General features: G+C 68.6%; 21 protein-coding genes. 11 read left to right on the forward strand and 10 right to left on the reverse strand.

Translation table 11 applies throughout. From position 1 onward, the window contains the following. Positions 1-629 precede the first annotated feature (629 nt). From AP234_RS17430 to AP234_RS17455, 6 genes are all read right to left on the reverse strand, one after another. Positions 630-986, reverse strand: a complete 357-nt coding sequence (locus tag AP234_RS17430) for a hypothetical protein (protein ID WP_055480700.1) — start codon at positions 984-986, stop codon at positions 630-632. Positions 987-1,276: 290 nt separating this feature from the next. After that, positions 1,277-1,621 carry a hypothetical protein gene (locus AP234_RS17435; protein WP_055480701.1) on the reverse strand — a complete coding sequence of 115 codons (345 nt, stop codon included), beginning with the start codon at positions 1,619-1,621 and terminating at the stop codon, positions 1,277-1,279. A gap of 526 nt (positions 1,622-2,147) precedes the next feature. After that, the gene (locus AP234_RS37285; protein WP_055480702.1) at positions 2,148-2,786 is read right to left on the reverse strand and encodes a hypothetical protein; all 639 of its coding nucleotides are present in this window, start codon (positions 2,784-2,786) and stop codon (positions 2,148-2,150) included. Between the two features lie 574 nt (positions 2,787-3,360). Continuing rightward, positions 3,361-3,852 (reverse strand): hypothetical protein, encoded by a 492-nt coding sequence (locus tag AP234_RS17445; protein WP_055480703.1) that lies wholly within the window; start codon positions 3,850-3,852, stop codon positions 3,361-3,363. Positions 3,853-4,955: 1,103 nt separating this feature from the next. Beyond that, positions 4,956-5,603 carry a hypothetical protein gene (locus AP234_RS38040; RefSeq protein WP_055480704.1) on the reverse strand — a complete coding sequence of 216 codons (648 nt, stop codon included), beginning with the start codon at positions 5,601-5,603 and terminating at the stop codon, positions 4,956-4,958. A 323-nt stretch (positions 5,604-5,926) separates the two neighbouring features. Next, positions 5,927-6,571: a hypothetical protein gene (locus AP234_RS17455; RefSeq protein WP_055480705.1), complete on the reverse strand. Its 645-nt coding sequence runs from the start codon at positions 6,569-6,571 to the stop codon at positions 5,927-5,929. A 345-nt stretch (positions 6,572-6,916) separates the two neighbouring features. On the opposite strand from AP234_RS17455, the gene AP234_RS17460 reads away from it, so the two are divergent. Both AP234_RS17460 and moeZ read left to right on the forward strand, forming a co-directional pair. Continuing rightward, positions 6,917-7,828 (forward strand): alpha/beta fold hydrolase, encoded by a 912-nt coding sequence (locus AP234_RS17460; RefSeq protein WP_055480706.1) that lies wholly within the window; start codon positions 6,917-6,919, stop codon positions 7,826-7,828. Between the two features lie 99 nt (positions 7,829-7,927). Then, positions 7,928-9,106 (forward strand): adenylyltransferase/sulfurtransferase MoeZ, encoded by a 1,179-nt coding sequence (moeZ, locus tag AP234_RS17465; RefSeq protein ID WP_055480707.1) that lies wholly within the window; start codon positions 7,928-7,930, stop codon positions 9,104-9,106. Positions 9,107-9,171: 65 nt separating this feature from the next. Here moeZ and AP234_RS17470 read toward each other — a convergent pair whose 3' ends face one another. Together AP234_RS17470 and AP234_RS17475 are read right to left on the reverse strand one after the other, a co-directional pair. Next, positions 9,172-9,495 carry a winged helix-turn-helix domain-containing protein gene (locus AP234_RS17470; protein WP_055480708.1) on the reverse strand — a complete coding sequence of 108 codons (324 nt, stop codon included), beginning with the start codon at positions 9,493-9,495 and terminating at the stop codon, positions 9,172-9,174. Beyond that, a complete protein-coding gene (locus AP234_RS17475; RefSeq protein WP_055480709.1) occupies positions 9,495-9,962 on the reverse strand; it encodes a hypothetical protein in 468 nt (155 codons plus the stop codon). Before AP234_RS17475 ends, AP234_RS17470 begins: the two co-directional genes overlap by 1 nt. 156 nt (positions 9,963-10,118) lie before the next feature. Between AP234_RS17475 and AP234_RS17480 the strand changes: the two genes are divergently transcribed. The 7 genes from AP234_RS17480 (at position 10,119) to AP234_RS17510 (ending at position 18,288) form a co-directional block, all read left to right on the forward strand. Then, on the forward strand, positions 10,119-10,838 hold the full coding sequence (locus AP234_RS17480; RefSeq protein ID WP_055480710.1) for a hypothetical protein: 720 nt from the start codon (positions 10,119-10,121) through the stop codon (positions 10,836-10,838). A 1-nt stretch (position 10,839) separates the two neighbouring features. Further along, entirely contained in the window at positions 10,840-12,240 is a 1,401-nt protein-coding gene (locus tag AP234_RS17485) for a S8 family serine peptidase (protein ID WP_083502189.1), read from the forward strand. 9 nt (positions 12,241-12,249) lie between these two features. Further along, entirely contained in the window at positions 12,250-13,122 is an 873-nt protein-coding gene (locus tag AP234_RS17490; protein WP_055480711.1) for a hypothetical protein, read from the forward strand. Positions 13,123-13,394: 272 nt separating this feature from the next. After that, positions 13,395-14,543, forward strand: coding sequence for a S8 family serine peptidase (locus tag AP234_RS17495; RefSeq protein WP_152990463.1), 1,149 nt, complete (start codon positions 13,395-13,397; stop codon positions 14,541-14,543). Positions 14,544-14,658: 115 nt separating this feature from the next. Continuing rightward, the gene (locus tag AP234_RS17500) at positions 14,659-15,030 is read left to right on the forward strand and encodes a hypothetical protein (protein WP_055480789.1); all 372 of its coding nucleotides are present in this window, start codon (positions 14,659-14,661) and stop codon (positions 15,028-15,030) included. Continuing rightward, on the forward strand, positions 15,018-15,341 hold the full coding sequence (locus tag AP234_RS17505; protein ID WP_235558210.1) for an MGMT family protein: 324 nt from the start codon (positions 15,018-15,020) through the stop codon (positions 15,339-15,341). Before AP234_RS17500 ends, AP234_RS17505 begins: the two co-directional genes overlap by 13 nt. A gap of 64 nt (positions 15,342-15,405) precedes the next feature. Beyond that, positions 15,406-18,288 carry a CDP-glycerol glycerophosphotransferase family protein gene (locus AP234_RS17510; protein WP_200926562.1) on the forward strand — a complete coding sequence of 961 codons (2,883 nt, stop codon included), beginning with the start codon at positions 15,406-15,408 and terminating at the stop codon, positions 18,286-18,288. 9 nt (positions 18,289-18,297) lie between these two features. Here AP234_RS17510 and AP234_RS17515 read toward each other — a convergent pair whose 3' ends face one another. Further along, complete coding sequence (locus tag AP234_RS17515; RefSeq protein ID WP_055480714.1) at positions 18,298-19,560, reverse strand: RNA polymerase sigma factor; 1,263 nt, start codon at positions 19,558-19,560, stop codon at positions 18,298-18,300. A gap of 4 nt (positions 19,561-19,564) precedes the next feature. Continuing rightward, on the reverse strand, positions 19,565-19,906 hold the full coding sequence (locus AP234_RS17520) for a YciI family protein (RefSeq protein WP_235558222.1): 342 nt from the start codon (positions 19,904-19,906) through the stop codon (positions 19,565-19,567). A gap of 238 nt (positions 19,907-20,144) precedes the next feature. Here AP234_RS17520 and AP234_RS17525 point away from each other — a divergent pair, with 238 nt between their 5' ends. Next, positions 20,145-21,029: a hypothetical protein gene (locus tag AP234_RS17525; protein ID WP_235558211.1), complete on the forward strand. Its 885-nt coding sequence runs from the start codon at positions 20,145-20,147 to the stop codon at positions 21,027-21,029. Between the two features lie 68 nt (positions 21,030-21,097). Beyond that, positions 21,098-21,397: a hypothetical protein gene (locus tag AP234_RS17530; RefSeq protein ID WP_083502190.1), complete on the forward strand. Its 300-nt coding sequence runs from the start codon at positions 21,098-21,100 to the stop codon at positions 21,395-21,397. Positions 21,398-21,549 lie beyond the last annotated feature (152 nt).

Below are 21,549 nucleotides of genomic sequence, written 5' to 3' on the forward strand. Positions count from 1 at the left end.
TTGAGTGGCACGTTCGTTGGCTATATCGCGAAACCTCGATCTATCAGGTGGTATATGCGGGGTCGTGCCTCACCCGGCTAGATAAATAGGTCCAGGGTGGCATTTATCATACTTCCGACGTCTGCGAATGAACCGGAAGATATCGCCGTACCGCCGGGATCCACACGGAAATGAAGCCCCGCCCGCCACGGTGATTTCCGGTGTCGCCGTGGAACAGGTGGGCGTCGCCGGTGTGTCCGTTCGTGTCCGTACGTCGCCCGCCGGTCCTGGCCGCGTCGTGGGACGCATGATGGAGAGGAGGCGGGGGAGTGGTCCCGGGAGGTGAAAGGGAGGGGAGCGCGCTCACTGGAGTTCGAGGACGAGCGTGGGGGCCGGGTGGTGCGGAAGAGGAGTGGCGGAGGTCAGACCGAGATCCGGGCGGACTGGCACGGTTCGTGGGGTGATCAGCCGGACTGCCATGAAACCGGACTGCCATGAAAGTCGGCAGGGCTCCGGCGAAACATGTTCGCCGGAGCCCTGGTCTCCTATCTGACGCGGGCTCATGCCCACGATGCGGACGAAGCCTCAGAGAGGCCTAGATAGCGGGTGGCAACCTAGTCGCACCTTTTGCCGGTGACCGCCTCTACCGGTCAGATGAGCGGGCCGCGCCGCTCGTTGTTCCGCTGCCTGAGACGCTGCAGGGCGGTCTGGCGGTTGAAGCTGTCGAAGACGTTGATGCTGTTGTCGTTGTTGCGGTTGCCGCCGTCCGCGAACAGCGCCCTCACGAACTCCCTGCGCAGCCTGTCCCTGGCGAAGCGGCCATCGACAAACCCCCCGTCGACACCGTCGACGAACGCGCCGTCGATGAAACCGTCACCGCCGAAACTGCCTTGGACGACGGCGGCGTTGGCGGCCGTGGCGCTCGTGACGACGCCCAGGCCGACAGCTCCGCCGGCGAGCGCTGCCCCGATCGTCAGACCAGCGATGATGTCACGGTATGTGGGCATCGTGTTTCCTCCTTGAAGGATCAATTGCCCCGAATCGTTGACATTTCCTAGAACATTAGGAAATGTGAAGTGATGACCAGATGTGCGGTCATCTCCTGCATTATTTTGATTTCCTGACTCGCCGAGCGATAAACGAGCATCCGAGCCATTTGGCGACTTATTGCTCCACTATAGATCGTTTAGAGGATATTTGCGTCGAATGTCCGCTTTATCCGAGAAAGTGGAGAATTCGCGGCGCCGTTTCCGCTGCCGGCAGGGTCGCCCGGACGCGTGGCTCCCATCGGAGGAGCTCAGTCCTCCTGGTTCCGCTCCCTCAGACGCTGCGGGACGAACTGCCGATTGAAGCTGTTGATGATGTTGACGGCGTTCTCGTCGACGCGCCTTACGGGTGTCAGGCCGGCCGCCGTGTTCACGTTGAGGTTCCGCAAGAGGATGAGGTCCTCGATGGTGCGGAGGTCGCGGCGGTTGCCGTCCCGCCTGGCGAAGCCGAGGAGCCCGTCGCCGTCGTCGAACTGCCCCTGGACGACGGTGGCGTTGGCCGCGGTGGTGCTTGCGATGGCGCCCAGGGCGACGATCCCGCCGGCGAGCGTGGTGCCGATTGTCAGACCTGTGATGACGTCACGGAATGTGGGCATGGCGTTCCCTCCTTGAAGGATTGATTGCCCAGCGTTCGATATTTCCGCTAACTTTGGAAATGTGAACGCTGGTCTTTTGGGTGCCTTATCGTGCGACATATTGATTGCCTGTCTTGTGAGGGCATAAACGGGCATCTAAGCCGTTTGATGACTTATTGCTCCGGTATGTATAATTTAGAGGATGTACGCCCAGAATGACCGTATTGTCCGAATCGTCATCTTGGCCATGAGGCCCCCTGCCATTCCGGACTGGGGCGGGAGGAGGCCCGGCAGGCCGATTCGGACAAAGGCAAAGGGCTCCGGCGGATGATCCCGCCGGAGCCCTTTTGCGGCGCGGTACCGGAAGCCGAGCCTGTACCGGAGGCGTCTGTCACTTCACCGTACGCCGCTGATCGGGATTCTCCTGCACTTTCGCCGGCGTAGTGAATCCTGCCGGCGCCTCGCGCTGACCATGCCTTCCGCAGCCTTTCGCGCGGGTCCATCCGCGGTCGAGCCCGGAAGCCCACAAGACATCGGTTGGTTGATCTCAGAAGCCGCGGTTGTTGAAGAAGTTGTTGTTATTGTTGTTCCACCAGTTGTTGTTGTTCATCATGTTGTTGTTGTTCCACCAGTTGTTGTTCCACCAGTTGTTGTTCCGGTTCGTCCGGTCCTGGAAGCCGATGGCGACGCCCTTGGCCGCGATGCCGAAGGCGGAGTTGTCGTCGTATCGGTCGTTCCACATGTTCTGGTTCCAGAAGTTCTGGTTGTTCCACCAGTTGTTGTTGTTGGCGAACATGTTGTTGTTGCAGTTGGTGGTGAAGCCGGCGCCGAATGCGCAGTTGTTGTTGCCGCCGCCGCCGAAGCCACCGTTGCCGCCGCCGAAGCCGCCGCCGAAGTTGTTGCCGCCCCAGCACGTCGTCGGCATGATGAAAGTGCCGCCGCCCATGCCCGGGCCGCCGAAACCGCCGCCACCGCCGGTGCCGCCTCCGCCACCGCCGGTGCCGCCCATACTGCCGCCGAAGCCGCCCGTCATGACGCCGCCGCCGCAGCCGCCGAAGTTGCCGAAGCCGCCGCCCTGGGCCGGGATCACGCCCGCGCTGGCCGCGGTGGCGCCCAGGGCGAGGGCGCTACCCGTGATCGCCGTGCTCATCGCCAGCCCAGCGAGGATCTTCTTGAGTTCGGGCATTGCGTGTCCTCCTTGACAGGATTCGATTGCCCTTGATTCGCACGTCATTTCTCCACCTTGTGAAGAGGAGAAATGTTTCAGTAGCCCTGAACGGGCTGTTTTCTGCACTATCGTGATTGCCTTCCGTTGCGGGTAATAAACAGGCGTCTAAGGTGTTTAGCAAGTTATTGCTCCACTTTAGATAACTTGGAGGATAATTGCGCGGAATGTCTGTAGTGTCCCTTTTGTTCTCATGGTCTCGGGGTGGCCGATCGGGCGTGGCGGGAGTCGGCGGGTGCTGAACCCTGAGAACGGCGGTCGTATTTGTGGACCCATGAGCGAGGGCTCCAGCGGAGTGATCCGCTGGAGCCCTTTGCGCTACGCGGTGCGGCAAACGAACGACCGCGTCGATATCGAAGGCGTCTAACAGGACACCATGCGCCGATTTTCGGGATTTTCTTGCGCTCTCGCCGGCGCGATCCAGTCGGCCGGAGCCTCGTTCCGAATCGCAGACGGTCGTACGCTCATCTTTCCGGGGCCGCAGGCCCGAGGTCGATTCCGGCGACGGCCGTCGGCTTCGGATCGGGTGGCCCTATCAGCCGTTGAAACCGGGGAACCGGTGGAAGTTGTTGTTGTTGTTCCACCAGTTGTTGTTGTGGAGCATGTTGTTGTTGTTCCACCACATGTTGTTGTTCCAGTTGTTGTTCCGGTTCGTCCGGTCCTGGAAGCCGATGGCGACGCCCTTGGCCGCGATGCCGAAGGCGGAGTTGTCGTTGAATCGGTCGTTCCACATGTTCTGGTTCCACATGTTCTGGTTGTTCCACCAGTTGTTGTTGTTCCAGAAGTTGTTCTGGTTGTTGTTCCAGAACGGAGTGTTGTTGTTGTTGACGTTGTTGTTGTTCAACGGCGTGAGGATCGCGGTACCACCCACACCGAGGCCGCCGCCGAGGCCGCCGCCCAGGCCGCCGAGGCCGCCGCCCGCCGGAATCGTGGTAGCGCTGGCGGCGGCGGCACCCAGGGCGAGGGCGCCGCCCGTGATCGCGGTGCTCATGGCCAGCCCAGCGAGGATCTTCTTGAGAACGGGCATTGCGTGTCCTCCTTGACAGGATTCGATTGCCCCATAATCTGCATGACATTTCTCGTTATTGCGGAGAAATGTCTCCATGGCCCCCGATCGGACCATCTTCCTGCGCTTTGTTGATTTCCTGGCCAGTCGCGACACAAACGGGGATCTGATGCTTTTGGTCTGCTGTTATCAGTTTATGAACTGTCTTCGACCGTTAATGCCACATATGTGGCGAAATGTCCGATTCAAAGGGTGGGTGGTCCGTAAGCTGTACCGGCGTCATGCGGGCACCGAATGGAGTCGGCGGAGGGCCGTGGGCGATTCTGACGGCGGTTCCGGCGGACGGGATGACAGCGGGTCCCTCTGCCATCCGTGGGCGGCCCCCGGTGGCCCTCCGGTGGCCCCCCGGTGGCCACTGTGCCGTCCTGGGACCGGCCGCCGGAGATTCGGGGGCGGGGGGACGACGCCATGCCTCCCCGAGGCGCTCAGATCTTCCTCAGGGCCGTCCCCGGGCAGCGGGCAACGCGGTGGGGCGGGCCAGGCCGGGCGGTGAAGCGGAGAGCGTGCGGGGGCGTGGAGAACACGAGGACGCGCGGAGACGGAGAAAACGCGGAGGGCAGCGGGACCACGGAGGGTGGGGGAAACGCGGGGCGACCGGCCGGGGGAATGGGGGACATGAAGGCGGCGAAAACGCCGACGCCACGCGTGTCCGTCCCCGGGACGAACACGCGTGGCGTACGTAATCTATTTGGGCGAAGCTCGCCGTCATCGCGGCGAAGCGTATGGAATGCGGGTTCCCGGCCGCGGCGGTGAGGCTCGGCACGGCGGCGCCGGCCTGGGTGCGGTCCTGCGCCGGGCCTTCCCGTACCGGGCCATCCTGTGCTGTGCCTTCCTACGCCGGGCCTTCCCGTACCGGCATATTCGGCGATGGGAGACCGGCACACGGGGGCGAGCAGGCCCCCGCGTGCCGATTCCCACCGGACCGGGATTCATCGAGAGTGCCCGTGTCACGCCTGACGACCACGGATCCGGCGGACACGGGCACGTTCGGCATCTCGTTCGGCTAACAGGACGGCGGACGTTTCACGGTCGCGCGTCCCGGTAGACCGGACCAGCGCGCCACGTCAGTCGACGAGAGGCGCCCCTGCGTCCCCGTCCACCCGCTGAATCTGCGGGCGGCGGTTTTGGAGGTTGGTGTTCCGCACGGACGGGTCGGCCTCGGTCCGCTGGCCCTGCAGCGGCTCGACATCCGAGCGCTGCCGCTGCGCCGGCAGCACGGCCGTGCCCTGGTTGCGGTTCGGGTTGTTCCAGGACTGCATCTGCTCGTACTGGTTGTTGAACGGCAGCGCGTAAGAGTTGGACCACTGCGTGTTCCACGGCATGGCCCCGGAGTGGTTCGCCGACTTCTGGAACGGCGTGAGAACGAGCGTGAAGTCACGCATCAGGAACTGGTCCTGCGTCTCGAGCTGGCGAGTGTGCTGCCACTGCTTGTTCTTGTTCTTGTTGTTGCTCTTGTTCTTGTTCTTGCTCTTGCCCTTCTGGGCCTGGCCCTGCTTGTTGCGGTTCGCGTTGAAGTTCCGGTTCACGTTCACCGGGTAGTAGCGCGCCCGCGGCTTGGGGGGAATGTAACCCCCCATGACGACGCCTGCGTTGGTCGCGACGGTCGCCGAGGCGTTCGCCGCCGTGCTCGTCGCCGCGCTGAGCGCGACGACCGCACCTGTCAGCGCGGTGCTGAGGGCGAGAACGCCACCGACGCTCCTGATCGTGGACATGGGTTTCTTCCTCCTGAAAAAAATGTCTGGCCCGGCGGCCGGCCCTTTCCGACCCGCTCGGATCGGAGAGCGGCCGGAACCGCCGGGAATCCCGCGCCGTGTGCTGCCACGACGGGAAATGGCTGAGTTCGTTGCTCGTCGCCGAGCAGCTGGGCGGCCTGCCCGCCGAGCCTCGGTCGGCATTGGCCGGATGGCCTCGGAGAGCGCCCGTCCTCACCTCGTGAGCACGTTGCCCGGAAGGACACCGCTTCCGGTGAGCACGGGCGCTCGGCCGGTCAGCACCGGCCGGAGACCGAGATCGGCGCGGCCGTCAGGGCGCTATGTCAGCCGGCGGCGACCGGAGCCGCGGCCACGTCGTTGTTCGGCCCATCCACGTCGCCGGCCACCCGCTGCCTCAAGCGCTGGGGAGCCACGTTGTCCGTCCGCACGCGCGGGTCGGCCTCGGTCCGCTGGCCCTGGAGCGGCGCCACGTCGGAGTTCTGCCGCTGCGACGGGAGAACCGCGGAGGTCTGCCTGTCGCGTGGGAAGTTCTGCTGGTTGGTGGTGCCCAGCTGGTGGTTCCACGGCAGTGCCTGCGACTGGCCGTACTGCCAGTTGTACGGCAGAGCACGCGAGTCGCTCTCGGTCTTCTGGAACGGCGTCAGGACGAGAGTGAAGTCACGCAGCAGGAACTGGTGCTGGTTCTGCATCTGGCGCTCGTGCTGCCACTGCTTCGTCTTGTTCTTGTTCTTGCTCTTGTTCTTGTTGTTGTTCTTCGCCTTGGCGCGCTGTCCCTGCTTGTTGCGGTTGCGGTTCCAGTTGTTGTTCCAGTTGCCGTACGGGGCCGGGCCGGGACCGCCGACCCAGCCGCCCATAACGGTGGCCGCGTCAGCGGACGCGGTGGTCACGGCGGCACCCAGGGCGACGGCACCGCTGGTCAGCGCGGCGCTGATCGCGAGGATCCCGACGAGGTTGCTCAGCTTGGGCATTTCATTTCCCCCTTGAAGGATTATTGCCCCGACACTCTGGCATTTCCCAGATGGACTGGAAAATGCTCCTTCTGACGATCCTTGTGGATCATCCCTGCATTGTCTTGATTTCCGCGCCGCGCAAGGGACAAACGGCGATCGGCCGCTTTTGCCTTCCGCTTATCGCTTTATTGACGACGTTGGGCCGCTACCGCTCATTTCGCTCGCAAATGTCATTTATGTCGGATTTGAAATGTCCCAATATGGGCGTTATAACTCTTCTGCCGGGCCGAGGGGACGGTGGCTCCGGCGTCCCGCCGGGCACCCCATAGGGTCGGAGTCGAACAGCGGACCGAAGGAGGATGCGTGGGCGTCGAGCCGATTCCGCACTGGCCCGGCGAGCTGATCGACACCGGTGATCTGCGGATCAACGTGAGGGTGACGCCGGAGGGGCCACCGGAGACGGCGGTCTTCGTGCACGGCCTGGCCGGTTCGGCCACCAACTGGACCGACCTCATGGGGGAACTGTCCGGCGAGGTCAGAGGGGTGGCGGTCGACCTGCCGGGGGCCGGCTACTCGCCCGCGCCGCCCGACGGCGACTACTCGGTCGACGGCCACGCCCGCGCGATCGTACGGCTCGTGGAGCATCTCGGCGGTCCGGTCCACCTGTTCGGCAACTCGATGGGCGGAGCGGTCTCCGTACGCGTCGCCGCGACCCGGCCGGACCTGGTCGGCTCTCTGACGCTGATCTCGCCGGCGCTGCCCGATCTGCTGCCGCGGTACGGCCCGGCCCGCATCGCGATGTCGGCCGCGCCCAGGATCGGGGAACTGGCGGTGCGCTGGCTCGGCGCGCTCCCGCCCGAGCGGCGCGTCCTGGCCTCGCTGGGCATGTGCTACGCCGATCTGTCGATGGTGCACCCGGAGCGGTTCCGCGAGGCGGTGGAGGAACTGCGACGGCGCGACGGCCTGCCCTATTCGGGTGCGGCGGTCGTCGGATGCGCCCGGGCGATCGTCAGGGAGTACTTCCGCTTCGGGCCGGACAACCTGTGGACGCAGGCCGCCCGGATCGCCACGCCCACCCTGCTCGTCTACGGCCTGCGTGACCGGCTCGTGCACGCCCGCATGGCGCACCGGGCGGCCAGGACCTTCCCCGACGCCAGGCTCGTCCTGCTGCCGCGTGCCGGTCACGTGGCGCAGATGGAGTTCCCCGGGGTCGTGGCGAGGGAGGCGCGCCGTCTTCTGGACCAGACCCGTGGCTCCATCCGCCGAACAGCGTGATTGGGGAATGCGGGGGTGCCCCGGTTAAGTTGTGAGAAGAGCTTGTGAGGGCCAAATGGATCCGAGCGCGACCCTCGGCACGAAAACGGGAGTGGAACTGTGTCGTTGCCACCGCTGGTAGAGCCGGCAGCCGAGCTGACCGTCGACGAGGTGCGCCGCTACTCGCGCCACCTGATCATCCCTGATGTGGGCATGGCAGGACAGAAGCGGCTCAAGAACGCCAAGGTGCTGTGCGTGGGCGCGGGTGGCCTCGGCTCTCCCGCGCTGCTGTACCTCGCGGCGGCCGGGGTCGGGACCCTCGGCGTCGTCGACTTCGACGTCGTGGACGAGTCCAACCTGCAGCGGCAGGTCATCCACGGTCAGTCGGACATCGGCCGGCTCAAGGCCGAGTCGGCCGCCGCCACCATCCGCGAGATCAACCCACTGGTCAACGTCGTGATCCACAACGTGGCGCTCACGACCGACAACGTGATGGACATCTTCTCCGGCTACGACCTGATCCTGGACGGGACCGACAACTTCGCCACCCGTTACATGGTCAACGACGCGGCGGTGCTGCTGGGCAAGCCGTACGTCTGGGGGTCGATCTACCGCTTCGACGGTCAGGCCAGCGTGTTCTGGGCCGAGCACGGCCCCTGCTACCGGTGCCTCTACCCCGAGCCGCCGCCGCCCGGCATGGTGCCGAGCTGCGCCGAGGGCGGCGTGCTCGGTGTGCTGTGCGCCTCCATCGGATCCGTCCAGGTCAACGAGGCCATCAAGGTCATCACCGGCGTCGGCGACCCGCTGGTCGGCCGTCTCCTGATCTACGACGCGCTGGAGATGAAGTACCGGGACGTCAAGGTCCGCAAGGACCCCGAGTGCCCGCTGTGCGGCAAGAACCCCTCCATCACGGAGCTCATCGACTACGAGGCGTTCTGCGGCACGCTCTCGGAGGAGGCGCAGCAGGCCGCCGCCGAGTCGACGATCACGGCGGCCGAGCTCAAGGCGATGCTCGATCGGGGCGACGACATCCACCTGATCGACGTTCGCGAGCCGAACGAGTACGAGATCGTCAACATCCCGGGCGCCGTGCTGATCCCCAAGGGCGAGTTCCTGAACGGCTCCGCGCTGGAAGGCCTGCCCCAGAACAAGAAGATCGTCCTGCACTGCAAGTCGGGCGCCCGCTCGGCCGAGGTCCTCGCGGTGCTCAAGAACGCCGGCTTCTCCGACGCCGTCCACGTCGGCGGCGGCGTGCTGAGCTGGATCAAGACCGTCGACCCCAGCCTCCCCACCTACTGACCCGCACACCGTCCGACCGATGGGTACGGCCTTCACCGCGGCGAAGGCCGTACCTTTTCGTGTGATCACGGGGTGCCCGGCGTGCCGGCGGGCGGGAGGACCGTCAGGCCGGCGGGGGAGACGATCTTCTGAAGGTCGCTCACGTAAGTCCTGAACGCCGACCGGCCCGCGTCCGTGAGGCGATACCAGGTTCTCGGCCGCTTGCCGACGTGGCCCTTGCGCACACGCACATATCCGGCGGCCTCGAGTGCGCTGCCGTGCTTGGACAGCACCGAGTCGCTGACGCCGAGCGCGTCCCGTACGAAACCGAACTCGGCCTCCTCCGCGGCGGCCAGCAGCGAGACGATCCGCAGCCGGACCGGCGCGTGAATCACCGGATCGAGATCCATCAAAGACTCGCTTCGAGCTTCCGGGCCATCCGTCGGGCTATCCACCGGGAGATCAGCGGACTGCCCAGAGCGAAGTAGGCGGTGAGCGAGAGGCCTGCGTAGGTGCGGCCGAACGGCACATCCATGCCGCCGAGGAGGAAGACCACCCCCAGGTTGAGGCCGATGCCCACGAAGAGCCAGGGGAGATAGACGGGAAGCATGGCGGACGTCGCCATGCGGCCGCTGAGCGTCATCCGCCGGGTCTTGGCGAACACGGCGACCAGTGCGCCCATTCCCGCGGCGAGCACTATGCCGAGGCCGACGGCGACCGGTTTCGGGATGCCCGGCTCTGTAATGAACTGGACTCCGGTGACGAACAGCCCGATCCCCGCCATGAACCACACGGGTAACCACGGCTGGAAGCGCATCGCCTTCGCCTGGGTCTCGCGGATCGTCGCGAGGTTCCGTGCCGCCTCTTCCAGGTTCACGCCGAGCCCCTCTCCCTATCGCTTTCCATCATGGAAAGTACTTTCTATTTTCCACAGCGTCAAGTACTTTCCGTGATGGTTTGCGGGGATCCAGAACCTTGGGGAGGTTAAGGTCACTGTCGGGGGAATCGTGCCGGGCGGGCGAACGGAGGCGTGGTGGGCGAACGGCGGACCTGGCCTGCCCTGACCATCGCCTCCGCGCTGACGCTCATCTGCGCGATCGTCGCGGCCGTCGCGGCGAACGCCGCCCTGGCCGAGCTCACCCGCGGCCCCAGCCCAGAAGAGGTACGGCAGGCGACGGCGGCCGAGGTCGCGCGGCGCTGGGAGCGCTGGCCGGTGGGCCGGATCTTCCCGGCGACCCTGACGTACAACAGCGAGCAGGGCGGCGTGGAGCGGGCGCGGCGGGTCGGCGTCTCCTCCCGGTACGACTGCCGGACGGCGACCGACGCGCGGCTGCACAAGGCCCTGCGCGCCGCCGGCTGCCGGGCGGTCCTGCGCGCCACCTATCTGGACGCCCTGCAGGGCGTCGTGGTCACCGTGGGCGTCGCCGCGTTTCCCGACGCTCGGTCGGCGGCGGCCGCCGAGCACGCCTTTCCCCGCAGCGGCGGTCCCGTCCCCGGACTGCGTGCCCTCGCCTTCCCCGGGACCGTGAGCGACCGGTTCAGCCAGGCGGGCCGGCAGGCGGCCACGGTACGGCAGGCCGGGCCGTACCTCATGATGACCACGGCAGGTCAGGTGGACGGGCGTCCGGCGCGAGCGGTGGGCAGGCAGCGGCCGGGCGTGTTCTCCTTCACCGACGATCTGGCCGGCCAGATCGCGTCGGCGCTCACCGCACCGGTCGCCCCCGACTGCGCCGCCGAGGAGTGGCGGTGCTGAGATGCTGAAAGGGCAGGCCGCCGGGATCGCACGCGTGGTCGCCACGCTCCTGGCCGTCGCGACGGCCGTACTCGCACCGGCCCTGCTGGCGCCGGGCACCATCCCCGCCCGCGCCGACGACGTACGGCTGAGCCAGCGCGACGTGCTGCGGACGCTGGACGTGGCCGGCGCCTGGACGCTCACGAGGGGCCGGGGCGTGATCGTGGCCGTGCTCGACTCCGGCGTCGACCCCAGCCACCGGGACCTCGCCGGCTCGGTGGTCACCGGCAGGGACTTCACCGTGGGCGCGAACCCCCGCGGCGTCGCGCCGCTGCGCCTGCACGGCACCTACATGGCGTCGCTGATCGCGGGCCACGGACATGGGCCCGGCGGCGGCGACGGCATCATCGGTGTGGCGCCGGAGGCGAAGGTGCTGTCGGTCCGGGTGATCCTGGAGGACGAGGAGCCCGGATTCCGCAAGTTCAACTCCGACCCCCGCTTCGAGGGCGTGGTGGCCAAGGGCATCAGGTACGCCGTCGACCACGGCGCCGACGTCATCAACCTGTCGCTCTCCAAGGATCTGCCCACCCGGGCGGAACGCGCGGCCATCCGCTACGCCATCTCCAAGGGCGTGGTCCTCGTGGCCGCCGCGGGCAACGACGGCGCGGGCAAACGCACCGCGCCGTACTCCTATCCGGCGTCGATCCCCGGGGTGATCTCGGTGGCCGCCGTCACCCCGGCGCTGCACCGCGCGTCGTTCTCCAACCGGAACTCCTCGGTCATGGTGGCCGCGCCCGGGGTGGACATCCTCGGCGCCGGTCCGGGAGACGAATACTGGGTGGGGCGCGGCACCTCCCAGGCCACCGCCCTCGTGTCCGGCGTCGCGGCGCTCATCAAGGCGCGCCACCCCCGGATGGCGCCCGCGCTGGTCGCCCAGGCGCTGACCTCGTCCCCGGCCAGGAAGGGCGCCTACAACACCGGCACCGGCTTCGGCGTCGTCAACGCCCACCGCGCGCTGAACTTCGCCGAGACCCTCTCCCGGCACCGGGTCACCGCCGCGGGACGCGGGGTGCGGGATCCGAACCGCCCGGTCAGCACCGCCACCGGGCGGGCCGACCCCATCGTCGTCGTGCGACGTGACCGGGACGCCATCATGCTCTACAGCGGCATCGCCCTGGCGGGCCTCGGTGGTGTGGGCGTGGGCCTGGCCGCGATCATCGTGCTCGTACGGCGAGCCGGCAGGGCGGGCCGCGACCCGCGGTACGCCGCCGTGCCGTACGGAGAAGACCCGCCGGAATCGGCGGATCCGAGGGAAACGACGGACCTGTTCGGCCGGCGAGATCGGCCGATCCCACCGGGTGAGCCACCGGAAACGGCGAGATCGGCGACGTCACCTCCTTGGCTCCCGGGCCGGCCGACGTAGCATCGGAGTATGCCGCCTGAGCACGACCGGCGCGCGCGGCCCGGTGGTCGGCGAGCGCCCAGACCATCCGCCGGTCGGGCGCGTGCGCGCCCATGGCCGGGGACCAGGCGGCGGGCCGCGGCGGAGCGGGAGGCCAGGGAACGGGCGAGGCTGGCACAGGGTGTCCGGTTCCGTTCGGTCTACCTCGCGATCATGGGGGTCGTCCTGGCCGTCGCCGCGCTGAACGTGCTGCTCGGCTCGATCGGAGTGATCAACGAGAGGCGCTCGCGCCCGCTCACCGAGGCGGAACGGGCGAGGTACGTCGCCCAGGACGTGGCGCGCCGCTGGCATGCCTGGCCGGTCGGAATGGTCTTCCCCGAGGAACTGCAGTACACGGCGCTCGGCCGGGCGCGGCAGTACGCCCACCGGGTGGGCGTGGCGCCCGAGGCGGCCTGCACCGCGGCGCTCGACCCGCAGGTCTCGTCGGTCCTCGGGCGGTACGGCTGCCGCACCGTGCTGCGCGCCACCTACATCGACCAGACGGCCGCCTTCGCCGTGACCGTGGGCGTCGCCGTACTACGCGACGAGGAGGCCGGGAGGCGGGCGGCCACCGAACTCCCGGTGGACGACCGGGTCGGCGTGCGGCCGGTGGCGTTCCCCGGCACGATCACCGACACCTTCGGCCCGGCCCAGCGGCAGTGGACCGGCTGGACCGGGGCCGGGCCGTACATCGTCTTCTCGACCGCGGGGTACGCCGATGGCAGGACCAGGCAATCCGTCCCGCCGGAGGAAGCGCTGAACAGTGAGATGCCGCCGATGGCCCAGTCGATCGCCGGGCGCATCGCGCGCGCCCTCGTCGAGCCTCCCGACGTGCCGCGCTGCACCCGGGGGGACGCGTGCTGAGGCGGTCGGGGACGGGGCCGTTCCCCGGGCGGGCCCCGGGGCGGGAAAGAGGCGGGGCGGTCCGGGCGCCGAGCGGGGGTGCCGCACAGAGAAGGGGCGCCGTGCCGCGGTGGGTGGCGGTGTGGGGGGTGCTGGCGGCCTCAGCGTCCGCCGTAGGACCGCTCGCCGCCGGACCCGCCGCCGCCGACCCGGCACCCGTCGACTCCGTCAGCGTCGATTCCGTACATGCGGATTCCGTACGTGTGGATTCCGTTCGCGTCGACTCTGCCCGCGTGGAATCCGGCCGCGTGACCCCGTTCCGTACGGCCCCGGGCGGCGATGCGCGGCGCTGGGCCGTGGACGCGGTCAACGCCCCCGCCGCCTGGCGGGTCACCAGGGGCTCGGGCGTGACCGTGGCGGTGCTGGGCGCCGACCGTCCGGATGAGAACGTCCCGGAACTGCGGGGCAGGGTCACGCAGGGGCCGGACATGACGGGCCTCGACCGGGCGGACGGGGCGTTCGGCGACGGGCCGACGGGCCGCGCGGGCACCGCCATCGCCTCCCTGATCGCCGGCGGCGGACGCGGCGGCGAGATCTCCGGTGTCGCTCCGGAGGCGAGTGTCCTGGTCATCCCGGTCGTCGAACGGGGGACCGGGCAGCCGTCCGGTGGAGCGTTCGTGGAGCCGGACCCGGGGCCGGGACTGCTCGGCGACACGCCGTTCGCCCGCGGGATCCGGTACGCCGCCAACCAGGGGGCCTCGGTCATCTGCCTCCCGGCCTCGCATTACGGCGTGTCGCGGGCCGAACGCGAAGCCGTCTCCTACGCGCTGTCCCGAGGGGTCGTGCTGGTCGCATCCGTGGGAGACGGCGGCCAATCGGAATACGCCCGGCAGAACGGCACGTCGTACTGGCGCTTTCCGGCGGGCTATCCGGGGGTCGTGGGGGTGGCCGCCGTCGATCGGCAGGGGCGCAAGACCCCGGACAGCAGCGACAACCTGTCGGTGCTGGTCGCCGCGCCCGGGGCCGACGTCCCGGTGGCGGTGCCCGGGGGCGGGCACGGCACCGCGTCGGGGACCGGTGTGGCCGGCGCGATCGTCGCGGGAGCCGCCGCATTGATAAAAGCCAAATATCCCGATATGGCGCCGGAACTGGTGGCCCGGGCCCTGACCTCGACTTCTCGTCCCCATCCGAGTCCCGGTTACGACGACAAAGTGGGATTCGGCGTCGTGGACGCGGCCGCCGCCCTGGCGAAGGCGGGGGAGCTGAGCGGCTATGCCCGTACGGTGCCCGTGCAGGACGGCGCGCATTTCGGCGGTGGCCCGCTTTCCGGGGCGCCCGCACGACCGGGACCCGACCCCGTTAGGCTCTGGGTCTATGGCATCGCCGCGGCCCTCGGGGCCGTCGGTTTCGGTATCGCGGTAAGTGCGCTCGCCCGACGTTGACACGTTCTGAGCGATCACATGTTGGCTGCCATTTGGCCGCGTTTCGGATGCGGTCATCGGCGTGTCCGCGTTTTGTGTTACGGCTCCGGGTCAAGTTTCGCTAATGTCGCGCCTCATGGGTTACGAGCTGCGCGTAGAGCGTGAAGCACCGCTTGCCTACGCCGAACTCGCGAGCGTGCTTTCGGCGGAGGCCGGATTCGAGCTGCGGGGGTCGCAGGAGGCCGGCGAGGTCGTCGCGTTTCATGGCGACTCGGCGCACCATGTCGCGGCATGGTCCGGGCGCCTGTACGGCACGCCCGGATCGGACTGGCAGGTGGCCCAACTCGCCCGGCTCACCGACCTGGTCGGCGCGAGGCTGGTAGGGGAGGACGGCGAGTCGTACGGCATCAGGGACGGCATCGTCGAGCAGGTGAACGGATCATCCGCATACGAGTTCGGTAAACTTGAGGAGATAATCTCCGCCGGGCCGGCCGAGTGGAGCACTTGAGCACCGGGCGCGGCGAACCGTCGCCGTACGCCGAGCGGGTGCTCGACGTGGTCGAGCGGATCCCGCCGGGCAAGGTCATGTCGTACGGCGACATCGCCGAGTACCTCGGTGAGGGTGGTCCCAGGCAGGTCGGCCGCGTGATGTCCGAGTGGGGCGGCGGGGTGCCGTGGTGGCGGGTCGTCCACGCGGACGGCACTCCGGCGCAGGGTTTGGAGGACCGGTGCCTGGCCAGGTGGCGGGAGGAAGGCACTCCCGCGCGCGGGACGCGGGTGGACATGCGTTCGGCCCGATGGGACGGACGGGCCTCCTGACCGGATTACCATTTCTAGAACGCCGGTCTCCGAAGGGTGGTGCCCCCCTATGACACCCGCACGCATGAGCGACGCGGTCGCCGATCGATTGCGGGCTGTCCAGGACCTGTACGACCGAGGAGAGCCCATCGAGGCCCTGGTCGCGCTGGTCCGGGAGGAAGGGCTGACCCGGGCGGAACGGGCCCAGGTCGATCGAGAGGCGATCACCGGGCCGCTGGGGCTCCGGCTCGACGCCGCCGCCAAGCGTGGCGCCGGGCGGCGCCGTCAGGCGATCGACGCCCTGCGGCCGTACCTCGCCGAGGTCGACCCGAAGGTGAAGCGGGATCTCCCGGTCGGCCGGCGGGTGGCCTGTCACCTCGTCGAGACGCGGGATCCCGGAGAGCTCGCGGAAAGCGACGCGCTGGCCAAGCTGGCCGCCGCCGCGGCCGAGCCGTCCCGGCGGGTGCGCAAGGGCCTGCGATGGTACGCGGACCTCCCGGTGGAGGTCGATCAGCAGTCGCTGCTGCGGCTGCGCGCGGCCGACCTCGTGCCGGTCACCCAGATCGACGACATCAGGTGGGAGGGCGGCCGGCTGAGGATCAGCGGCTACGCCTACCTCGCCGGTCTGTCGGTCCGCAGCCGCCGGTTCAACCGCGCCACCGTGGTGCTGCGCGGTCCCGGGTGGCTGCCGCCCGTGACGCTGAAGACGCGGCGCACCCACCGCCCGGAGGCCACCTACGCCGCCAAGGAACCGGGCTGCAACTATGACTGGTCCGGCTTCACCGCCGAGCTGAGCCCGTTCTCGCTGCGCTGGCGTGCCGGGCTGCGCGCCATGGTACGCGGCACGAAACGGCTGCTGCGCCGCCGTCACGTGGTCCAGGACACCACCACCTGGCGGGCCGAGATCGTGATCTGGAGCCGTGCCGCGCGGTCGGCCGGTCTCCTGCGCGGCCCCGCCATCGGCCGCACCGAGCGTCCGGCCGGGCTGCGGGTGCGCCCGCGCTGGTGGGTCCGCCCGGTGTGGACCTCGGACAAGGCACTGCAGGTGGTCCTCCAGCCGACACGGGCCGAGCTCACCGAGGTCCGCCTGGGCGGCGAGATGGTGCACCTCACCGGATTCCTGCCGGGCCGTCCCATCGCCAAGGGCAAGGCCAGGGTGGGCGGGCACCGGATTTCCGCGGACTTCACCCCCGTGGCGGACGGCACCCGGTTCTCGCTGGCCCTCGCCGTACAGACCGTGCTGAACGCGGAGGCGCGGCGGCTGTGGGTCGAGCCCAAGGGCGACCCGGCGGCCACCGTGATGCTGGAGGGCGCCGAGGAGACCCGGCTGCTCGTCGGAGACCGGGAGATCACCGTCCAGAGCGACCGGCGCGACCGCGTCGTCATCTCCGGCCACAAGATCCGCCCAGTGATCACCTCGGCCGAGTGGCGCGAGGAGACGCTCACCCTCACCGGTCACTACCCCGACCCGGACCCCGGACCCCGCGACCTGGTGCTCCGGCATCGCGGCGGGCTGACGATCCGTGTGCCGCTGCTGCGCGAGGGCGACGCGTTCTCGGTGAAGTTCTCACCCGGGGCCATGCCCCGCTTCGGGACGACCGTGCCGCTCGCCGAGGGCAACTGGAGCATCTCCGTCGCGCCTCCCGCCCAGTACGGCAAGGCCATGGTGCCGGCCCGCTTCGATCACGCCGGGCTCGCGGCGCTGGACGAGGAGCCGCGCACGATCGGGGGTCGTGTCTACCGGTTCGTGGCGACCCGCTACGACGTGCCCCTGCTGGTCGCGGCCGAGGAACGGCCCGGCGACGAGCGCAGCGCCGCGGGGGTGTGGGCGCTCAGCCGCACCTTCTATCCGGCCGAGCGGGCCCGTCCGCTGCGGGACGCGACCGTCTACGTCTCCTTCGACGGCCGGTCCTACTCCGACAACCCGCGTGCCATCTACGAGGAGCGCGTGCGGCGCGGGGACGGGGGCGAGCACATCTGGGTCGTCCGGGACGGCGCTTTCGTCCCGCCCGGCTCGCGTGAACTCGGCCTGGGCGACGGCATCGTGCCCACGGTGGTCCGTGAGGGCAGCCGCGAGCACTACGAGGCGCTGGCCCGTGCCCGCTACGTGGTGTCCAACGGCTTCCTGCCGCAGTGGTTCCGTACCCGTGAGGACCAGGTGTGCGTGCAGACCTGGCACGGCACCCCGCTGAAGCACATCGGTCGCGACCAGGCGCACATGAAGCGCGAGCCGAGGCCGCCGGTGTGGCACCGCCAGGCCATCGAGGTACGCGGCTGGGACCTGCTGCTCTCACAGAGCGAGTGGGCCTCGTCGGTGCTGCGTAAGGCCTTCGGCTACGAGGGCGAGATCCTGGAGGCGGGCTACCCGCGCAACGACGTGCTGGTCTCGGCGGACCGGGACGCCATGGCCGCCGAGATCAGGCGGCGGGTCGGTGTGCCGGAGGGCAAGCGTGTGGTCCTCTACGCGCCGACGTTCCGCGACCACGACCGCAGGAACGCGGCGGTCAAGCTGGATCTGGCCGACGCGAAGCGGACCCTCGGGGACGATCACGTCGTGCTCGTACGCGGGCACATGATGCAGGCGTTCCCGCACGTGCACAGCCATGACGGCTTCGCCATTGACGTCACGACATATCCGGATATCGCGGATCTGTTGGTGATCGCGGACGTGCTCGTCACCGATTACTCGTCGGTCATGTTCGACTTCGTGGCCACCGGGCGGCCGGTCGTGCTGTTCACCCCCGATCTGGCCAAGTATCGGTCGACCCGCGGGCTCTACCTCGACCTGGAGTCGCAGCGGCCCGGCCCGCGTCTGGAGACCTCGGACGAGGTGGTGGAGGTGCTGCGCAACATCGACACCGCCACGGCCAAGCTGGCCGACCGCTACGCCTCCTTCGTCCGCACCTACGCCCCCCACGACAACGGCAAGGCGACCGCCCGCGTGGTCGACCACATTTTTACGTCCTGATCGTCTGCTTCAGAGCTCTGGCCGGCTCTCCACCACGGCCAATCGCCGGCGCAGGTGGGCGCGTTCGGGCTCGGTGCCGGCGAGCTCCAGGGCTCGCCGGTAGGCGGCGGCCGCCTCGGTCGCCCTGCCCAAATCGGCCAGCAGGTCCGCGCGTGCCGCGTGAAGAGGGTGATATCCGCGCAGCCGAGGATCGTCGGCGAGTTCGTCGAGGAGCGCCAGCCCGGCCTGCGGACCGTCGCGCATGGCGATCGTGGCCGCGCGGTTCAGCGCCACGATCGGCGACGGCGTCAGCGTGAGCAGGACGTCGTAGAGCGCCACGATCTGCGGCCAGTCGGTGGTGGCGAGGTCGGCGGCCTCGTCGTGCAGGGCGGCGATCGCGGCCTGCACGCCGTACGGACCGGCCGGCCCGCCCGCGAGCGCCTCGTGCACGAGGGTGAGGCCCTCCTCGATCATCGCCTGGTCCCAGCGGCCCCGGTCCTGGTCGGCGAGGAGCACCATCCGGCCGTCGGGCCCGGTACGCGCGTCGCGGCGGGCGTGGATCAGCAGCATCAGCGCGAGCAGCCCGGCGACCTCTCGCTGGGCCGGCAGCAGCCCGCGCAGGATGCGCGCCAGGCGGATGGCCTCTTCGGCGAGATCGAGACGCTGTAGGTCCGGTCCGGAACTGGCGGCGTAACCCTCCGTGAAGATCGAGTAGATGACCTGGAGCACTCCCGCCAGCCGCTCCGGCAACTCGGCCGCATCGGGCACGCGGAACGGAATGCGCGCCTCCCGGATCTTCTTCTTTCCTCGTACGATCCGCTTGGCCATCGTGGCGACCGGGACGAGAAAGGCCCGTGCCACCTCGGGTGTGGTCAGCCCGGCCAGACACCGCAGGCTCAGCGCGATGCGGTCCTCGGCGGGCAGGGCGGGGTGGCCGCAGGTGAAGAACAGCAGGAGCCGTTCGTCGGGCAGGTCGCCCGCCGAGCGCGAGTCCGCCGGCGGAGCGGGTGCGGCCCGCTCCGCCTCCACCTGCAGGATGGCCAGCCGGGCCGCGTAGGTCTGGTCGCGCCGCAGGCGATCGACGGCCTTGCGCCGTGCCGTGGTCATCAGCCACGCCCCCGGCTTCGGGGGGACGCCGTCGACCGGCCAGTGCACCAGCGCGGCCTCGATCGCCTCGGCGGTGACCTCCTCGGCCAGATCGAGGTCGCCGAAGCGGCGCACCAGTGCGGCCAGCAGCCGGCCGCGCTCTTCGCGGAACACCGCCTCCACCGCCGTCGCGGCGCGACCTTCCACGACGTCAGTCCTCGAACGCGGCGATCGGCCGCACCACGACCGAACCGCCGCCGCGCGAGCCGGGACAGCGGGCCGCCCAGTCCAGCGCCGAGTCGAGGTCGGGTACGTCGATCACGTAGTAGCCGCCGAGCACCTCGCGGGTCTCGGCGAACGGACCGTCGGTCGTGATGGTCCGCTGACCGTCCCGGTCGACGCGCACTGTCGTGGCGGTGACCAGATCAGCCAGGGAATGCCCCGTCACGAAGATCCCCGCCTCCTTCACCGTCTTGTCGTAGGCCTGCCAGTCCTCGAAGTCGCATCCCGGGGCATCCTCGGCCGGTTCGGCGGGAGCGTTGATCAAGAGCATGTACTTCACGTCGAGCTTCCTTCTTCGTCGTCCTCGTACGGACGGGATGCCGTACGTCATCACTACGCTCCAGACCCGACGATATGGACACCAGCTAGAAGATTCTTTCTAGAACGACTTCCGCTGCGCCGCGAGCGATGGTCGCGCTCGAAGCCCGCCCGCCGTCACGAGAGTCGTACGGCAGGCAGGCCGGCAATCTGGTGTCACATTGTGTGATTGTGCTATAACGTTTCGTGTCATGCCGTCCCCCCAACATGACACGCTCAACCTGATGTTCCGCAACCGGCCGGAGCTCGCCGTGGAGATGCTGCGCGATCGGCTGGGCGTCGAGGTGCCGGACGGGCTTCCGGTCCAGCTGGTGGGCAACGAGCTCAACGACCGCCCGTCCAAAGACCTGTATCCCGACACCGTGATCACAGTCGGCCCTCGGCACGACCCCAAGCACGCCATCATCGTCGAGATCCAGCAGAAGAAAGACGAGACGAAGCGCAAGCAATTGCCGCGATATGCCGTAGCGCTGTGGCTGCAGCTGTCCTGTCCGATCACCGTGCTGGTCATCTGCCCGGACGCGCGGGTCGCCGCGTGGGCGGCCGAGCCGATCCCTTTCGAGGTGCCGGGCTGCGCGCTGAAGTGCGAGGTGATCGGCCCCGAGCAGATCCCTCCGGTCACCGACCCGGCGGAGGCGGCGGCGCATCCGGAGCTGGCCGCTCTGTCGGTGATGGCCCACGGGGAGGACGCTCCGGTGGTGGAGGCGTTCATGTCCGCGCTGCAACGTCTCCCCGACGAACACGCTCCGCAATATTATGAATACGCATACCGCTTGGCCTCGATGGCTGCCCGACACGTCATGGAGAAGCTCATGGAATCAGCTACCTGGCCGGTCTACAGCCCCTTCGCCCGCAAGCACTACGGCAAAGGCGTCCAAGTCGGCCGGACAGAAGGCCGAGCCGAGGGTGTGCTGACCGTCCTGCAGGTGCGGGGAATTCCCGTCTCCGATGCCGACCGCGACCGGATCACCAGCTGCACTGATCTGAATCGGCTCGACGACTGGATGCGGCGTGCCGTCACCGCCACCTCCACCGCCGACCTGTTCGATGACACACCCGAACGATCCGCCGGATAAGGGTCGTTCCCGTAGGGGAGTCGCGGACCCACCGCCCGCCGGCTGCTCGGCTCATCATGGAGAAGCTCATGGAATCGGCTACCTGGCCGGTCTACAGCCCCTTCGCCCGCAAGCACTACGGCAAAGGCGTCCAAGTCGGCCGGACAGAAGGCCGAGCCGAGGGCCGAGCCGAGGGCCGAGCTGAGGGCCGAGCCGAAGACGTACTGACCGTCCTGCAGGTGCGGGGAATTCCCGTCTCCGACGCCGACCGCGACCGGATCACCAGCTGCACTGATCTGAATCGGCTCGACGACTGGATGCGGCGTGCCGTCACCGCCACCTCCACCGCCGACCTGTTCGATGACACACCCGAACGGTCGGTTGGATAGCCGTGCGTTCGTCGTCGATTGCGTACCAGATGCGGCCACCTGCGGTTGTCACCAAGCGAAAACAGAACGTAACAGACCCGAGATCGGGCGACGGAGTGAACGACCAGGCGTCTCTGCCGCAGTAGAAGAAAGCAGCCCTCAGATAGAGAGAA

Origin of the sequence: Sphaerimonospora mesophila, from assembly GCF_001417795.1 — a bacterium.
GTDB lineage: Bacteria > Actinomycetota > Actinomycetes > Streptosporangiales > Streptosporangiaceae > Sphaerimonospora > Sphaerimonospora mesophila.

What these genes read in the sequence shown, in the direction of transcription:
- AP234_RS17520 (WP_235558222.1), bottom strand. Translation starts at nt 19,906, where the DNA reads ATGCTCTTGATCAACGCTCCCGCCGAACCGGCCGAGGATGCCCCGGGA.
- AP234_RS17525 (WP_235558211.1), top strand. Translation starts at nt 20,145, where the DNA reads ATGCCGTCCCCCCAACATGACACGCTCAACCTGATGTTCCGCAACCGG.
- AP234_RS17430 (WP_055480700.1), bottom strand. Translation starts at nt 986, where the DNA reads ATGCCCACATACCGTGACATCATCGCTGGTCTGACGATCGGGGCAGCG.
- AP234_RS17435 (WP_055480701.1), bottom strand. Translation starts at nt 1,621, where the DNA reads ATGCCCACATTCCGTGACGTCATCACAGGTCTGACAATCGGCACCACG.
- AP234_RS17445 (WP_055480703.1), bottom strand. Translation starts at nt 3,852, where the DNA reads ATGCCCGTTCTCAAGAAGATCCTCGCTGGGCTGGCCATGAGCACCGCG.
- AP234_RS38040 (WP_055480704.1), bottom strand. Translation starts at nt 5,603, where the DNA reads ATGTCCACGATCAGGAGCGTCGGTGGCGTTCTCGCCCTCAGCACCGCG.
- AP234_RS17530 (WP_083502190.1), top strand. Translation starts at nt 21,098, where the DNA reads ATGGAATCGGCTACCTGGCCGGTCTACAGCCCCTTCGCCCGCAAGCAC.
- AP234_RS37285 (WP_055480702.1), bottom strand. Translation starts at nt 2,786, where the DNA reads ATGCCCGAACTCAAGAAGATCCTCGCTGGGCTGGCGATGAGCACGGCG.
- AP234_RS17510 (WP_200926562.1), top strand. Translation starts at nt 15,406, where the DNA reads ATGAGCGACGCGGTCGCCGATCGATTGCGGGCTGTCCAGGACCTGTAC.
- AP234_RS17470 (WP_055480708.1), bottom strand. Translation starts at nt 9,495, where the DNA reads ATGGATCTCGATCCGGTGATTCACGCGCCGGTCCGGCTGCGGATCGTC.
- AP234_RS17500 (WP_055480789.1), top strand. Translation starts at nt 14,659, where the DNA reads ATGGGTTACGAGCTGCGCGTAGAGCGTGAAGCACCGCTTGCCTACGCC.
- AP234_RS17485 (WP_083502189.1), top strand. Translation starts at nt 10,840, where the DNA reads ATGCTGAAAGGGCAGGCCGCCGGGATCGCACGCGTGGTCGCCACGCTC.
- AP234_RS17455 (WP_055480705.1), bottom strand. Translation starts at nt 6,571, where the DNA reads ATGCCCAAGCTGAGCAACCTCGTCGGGATCCTCGCGATCAGCGCCGCG.
- AP234_RS17490 (WP_055480711.1), top strand. Translation starts at nt 12,250, where the DNA reads ATGCCGCCTGAGCACGACCGGCGCGCGCGGCCCGGTGGTCGGCGAGCG.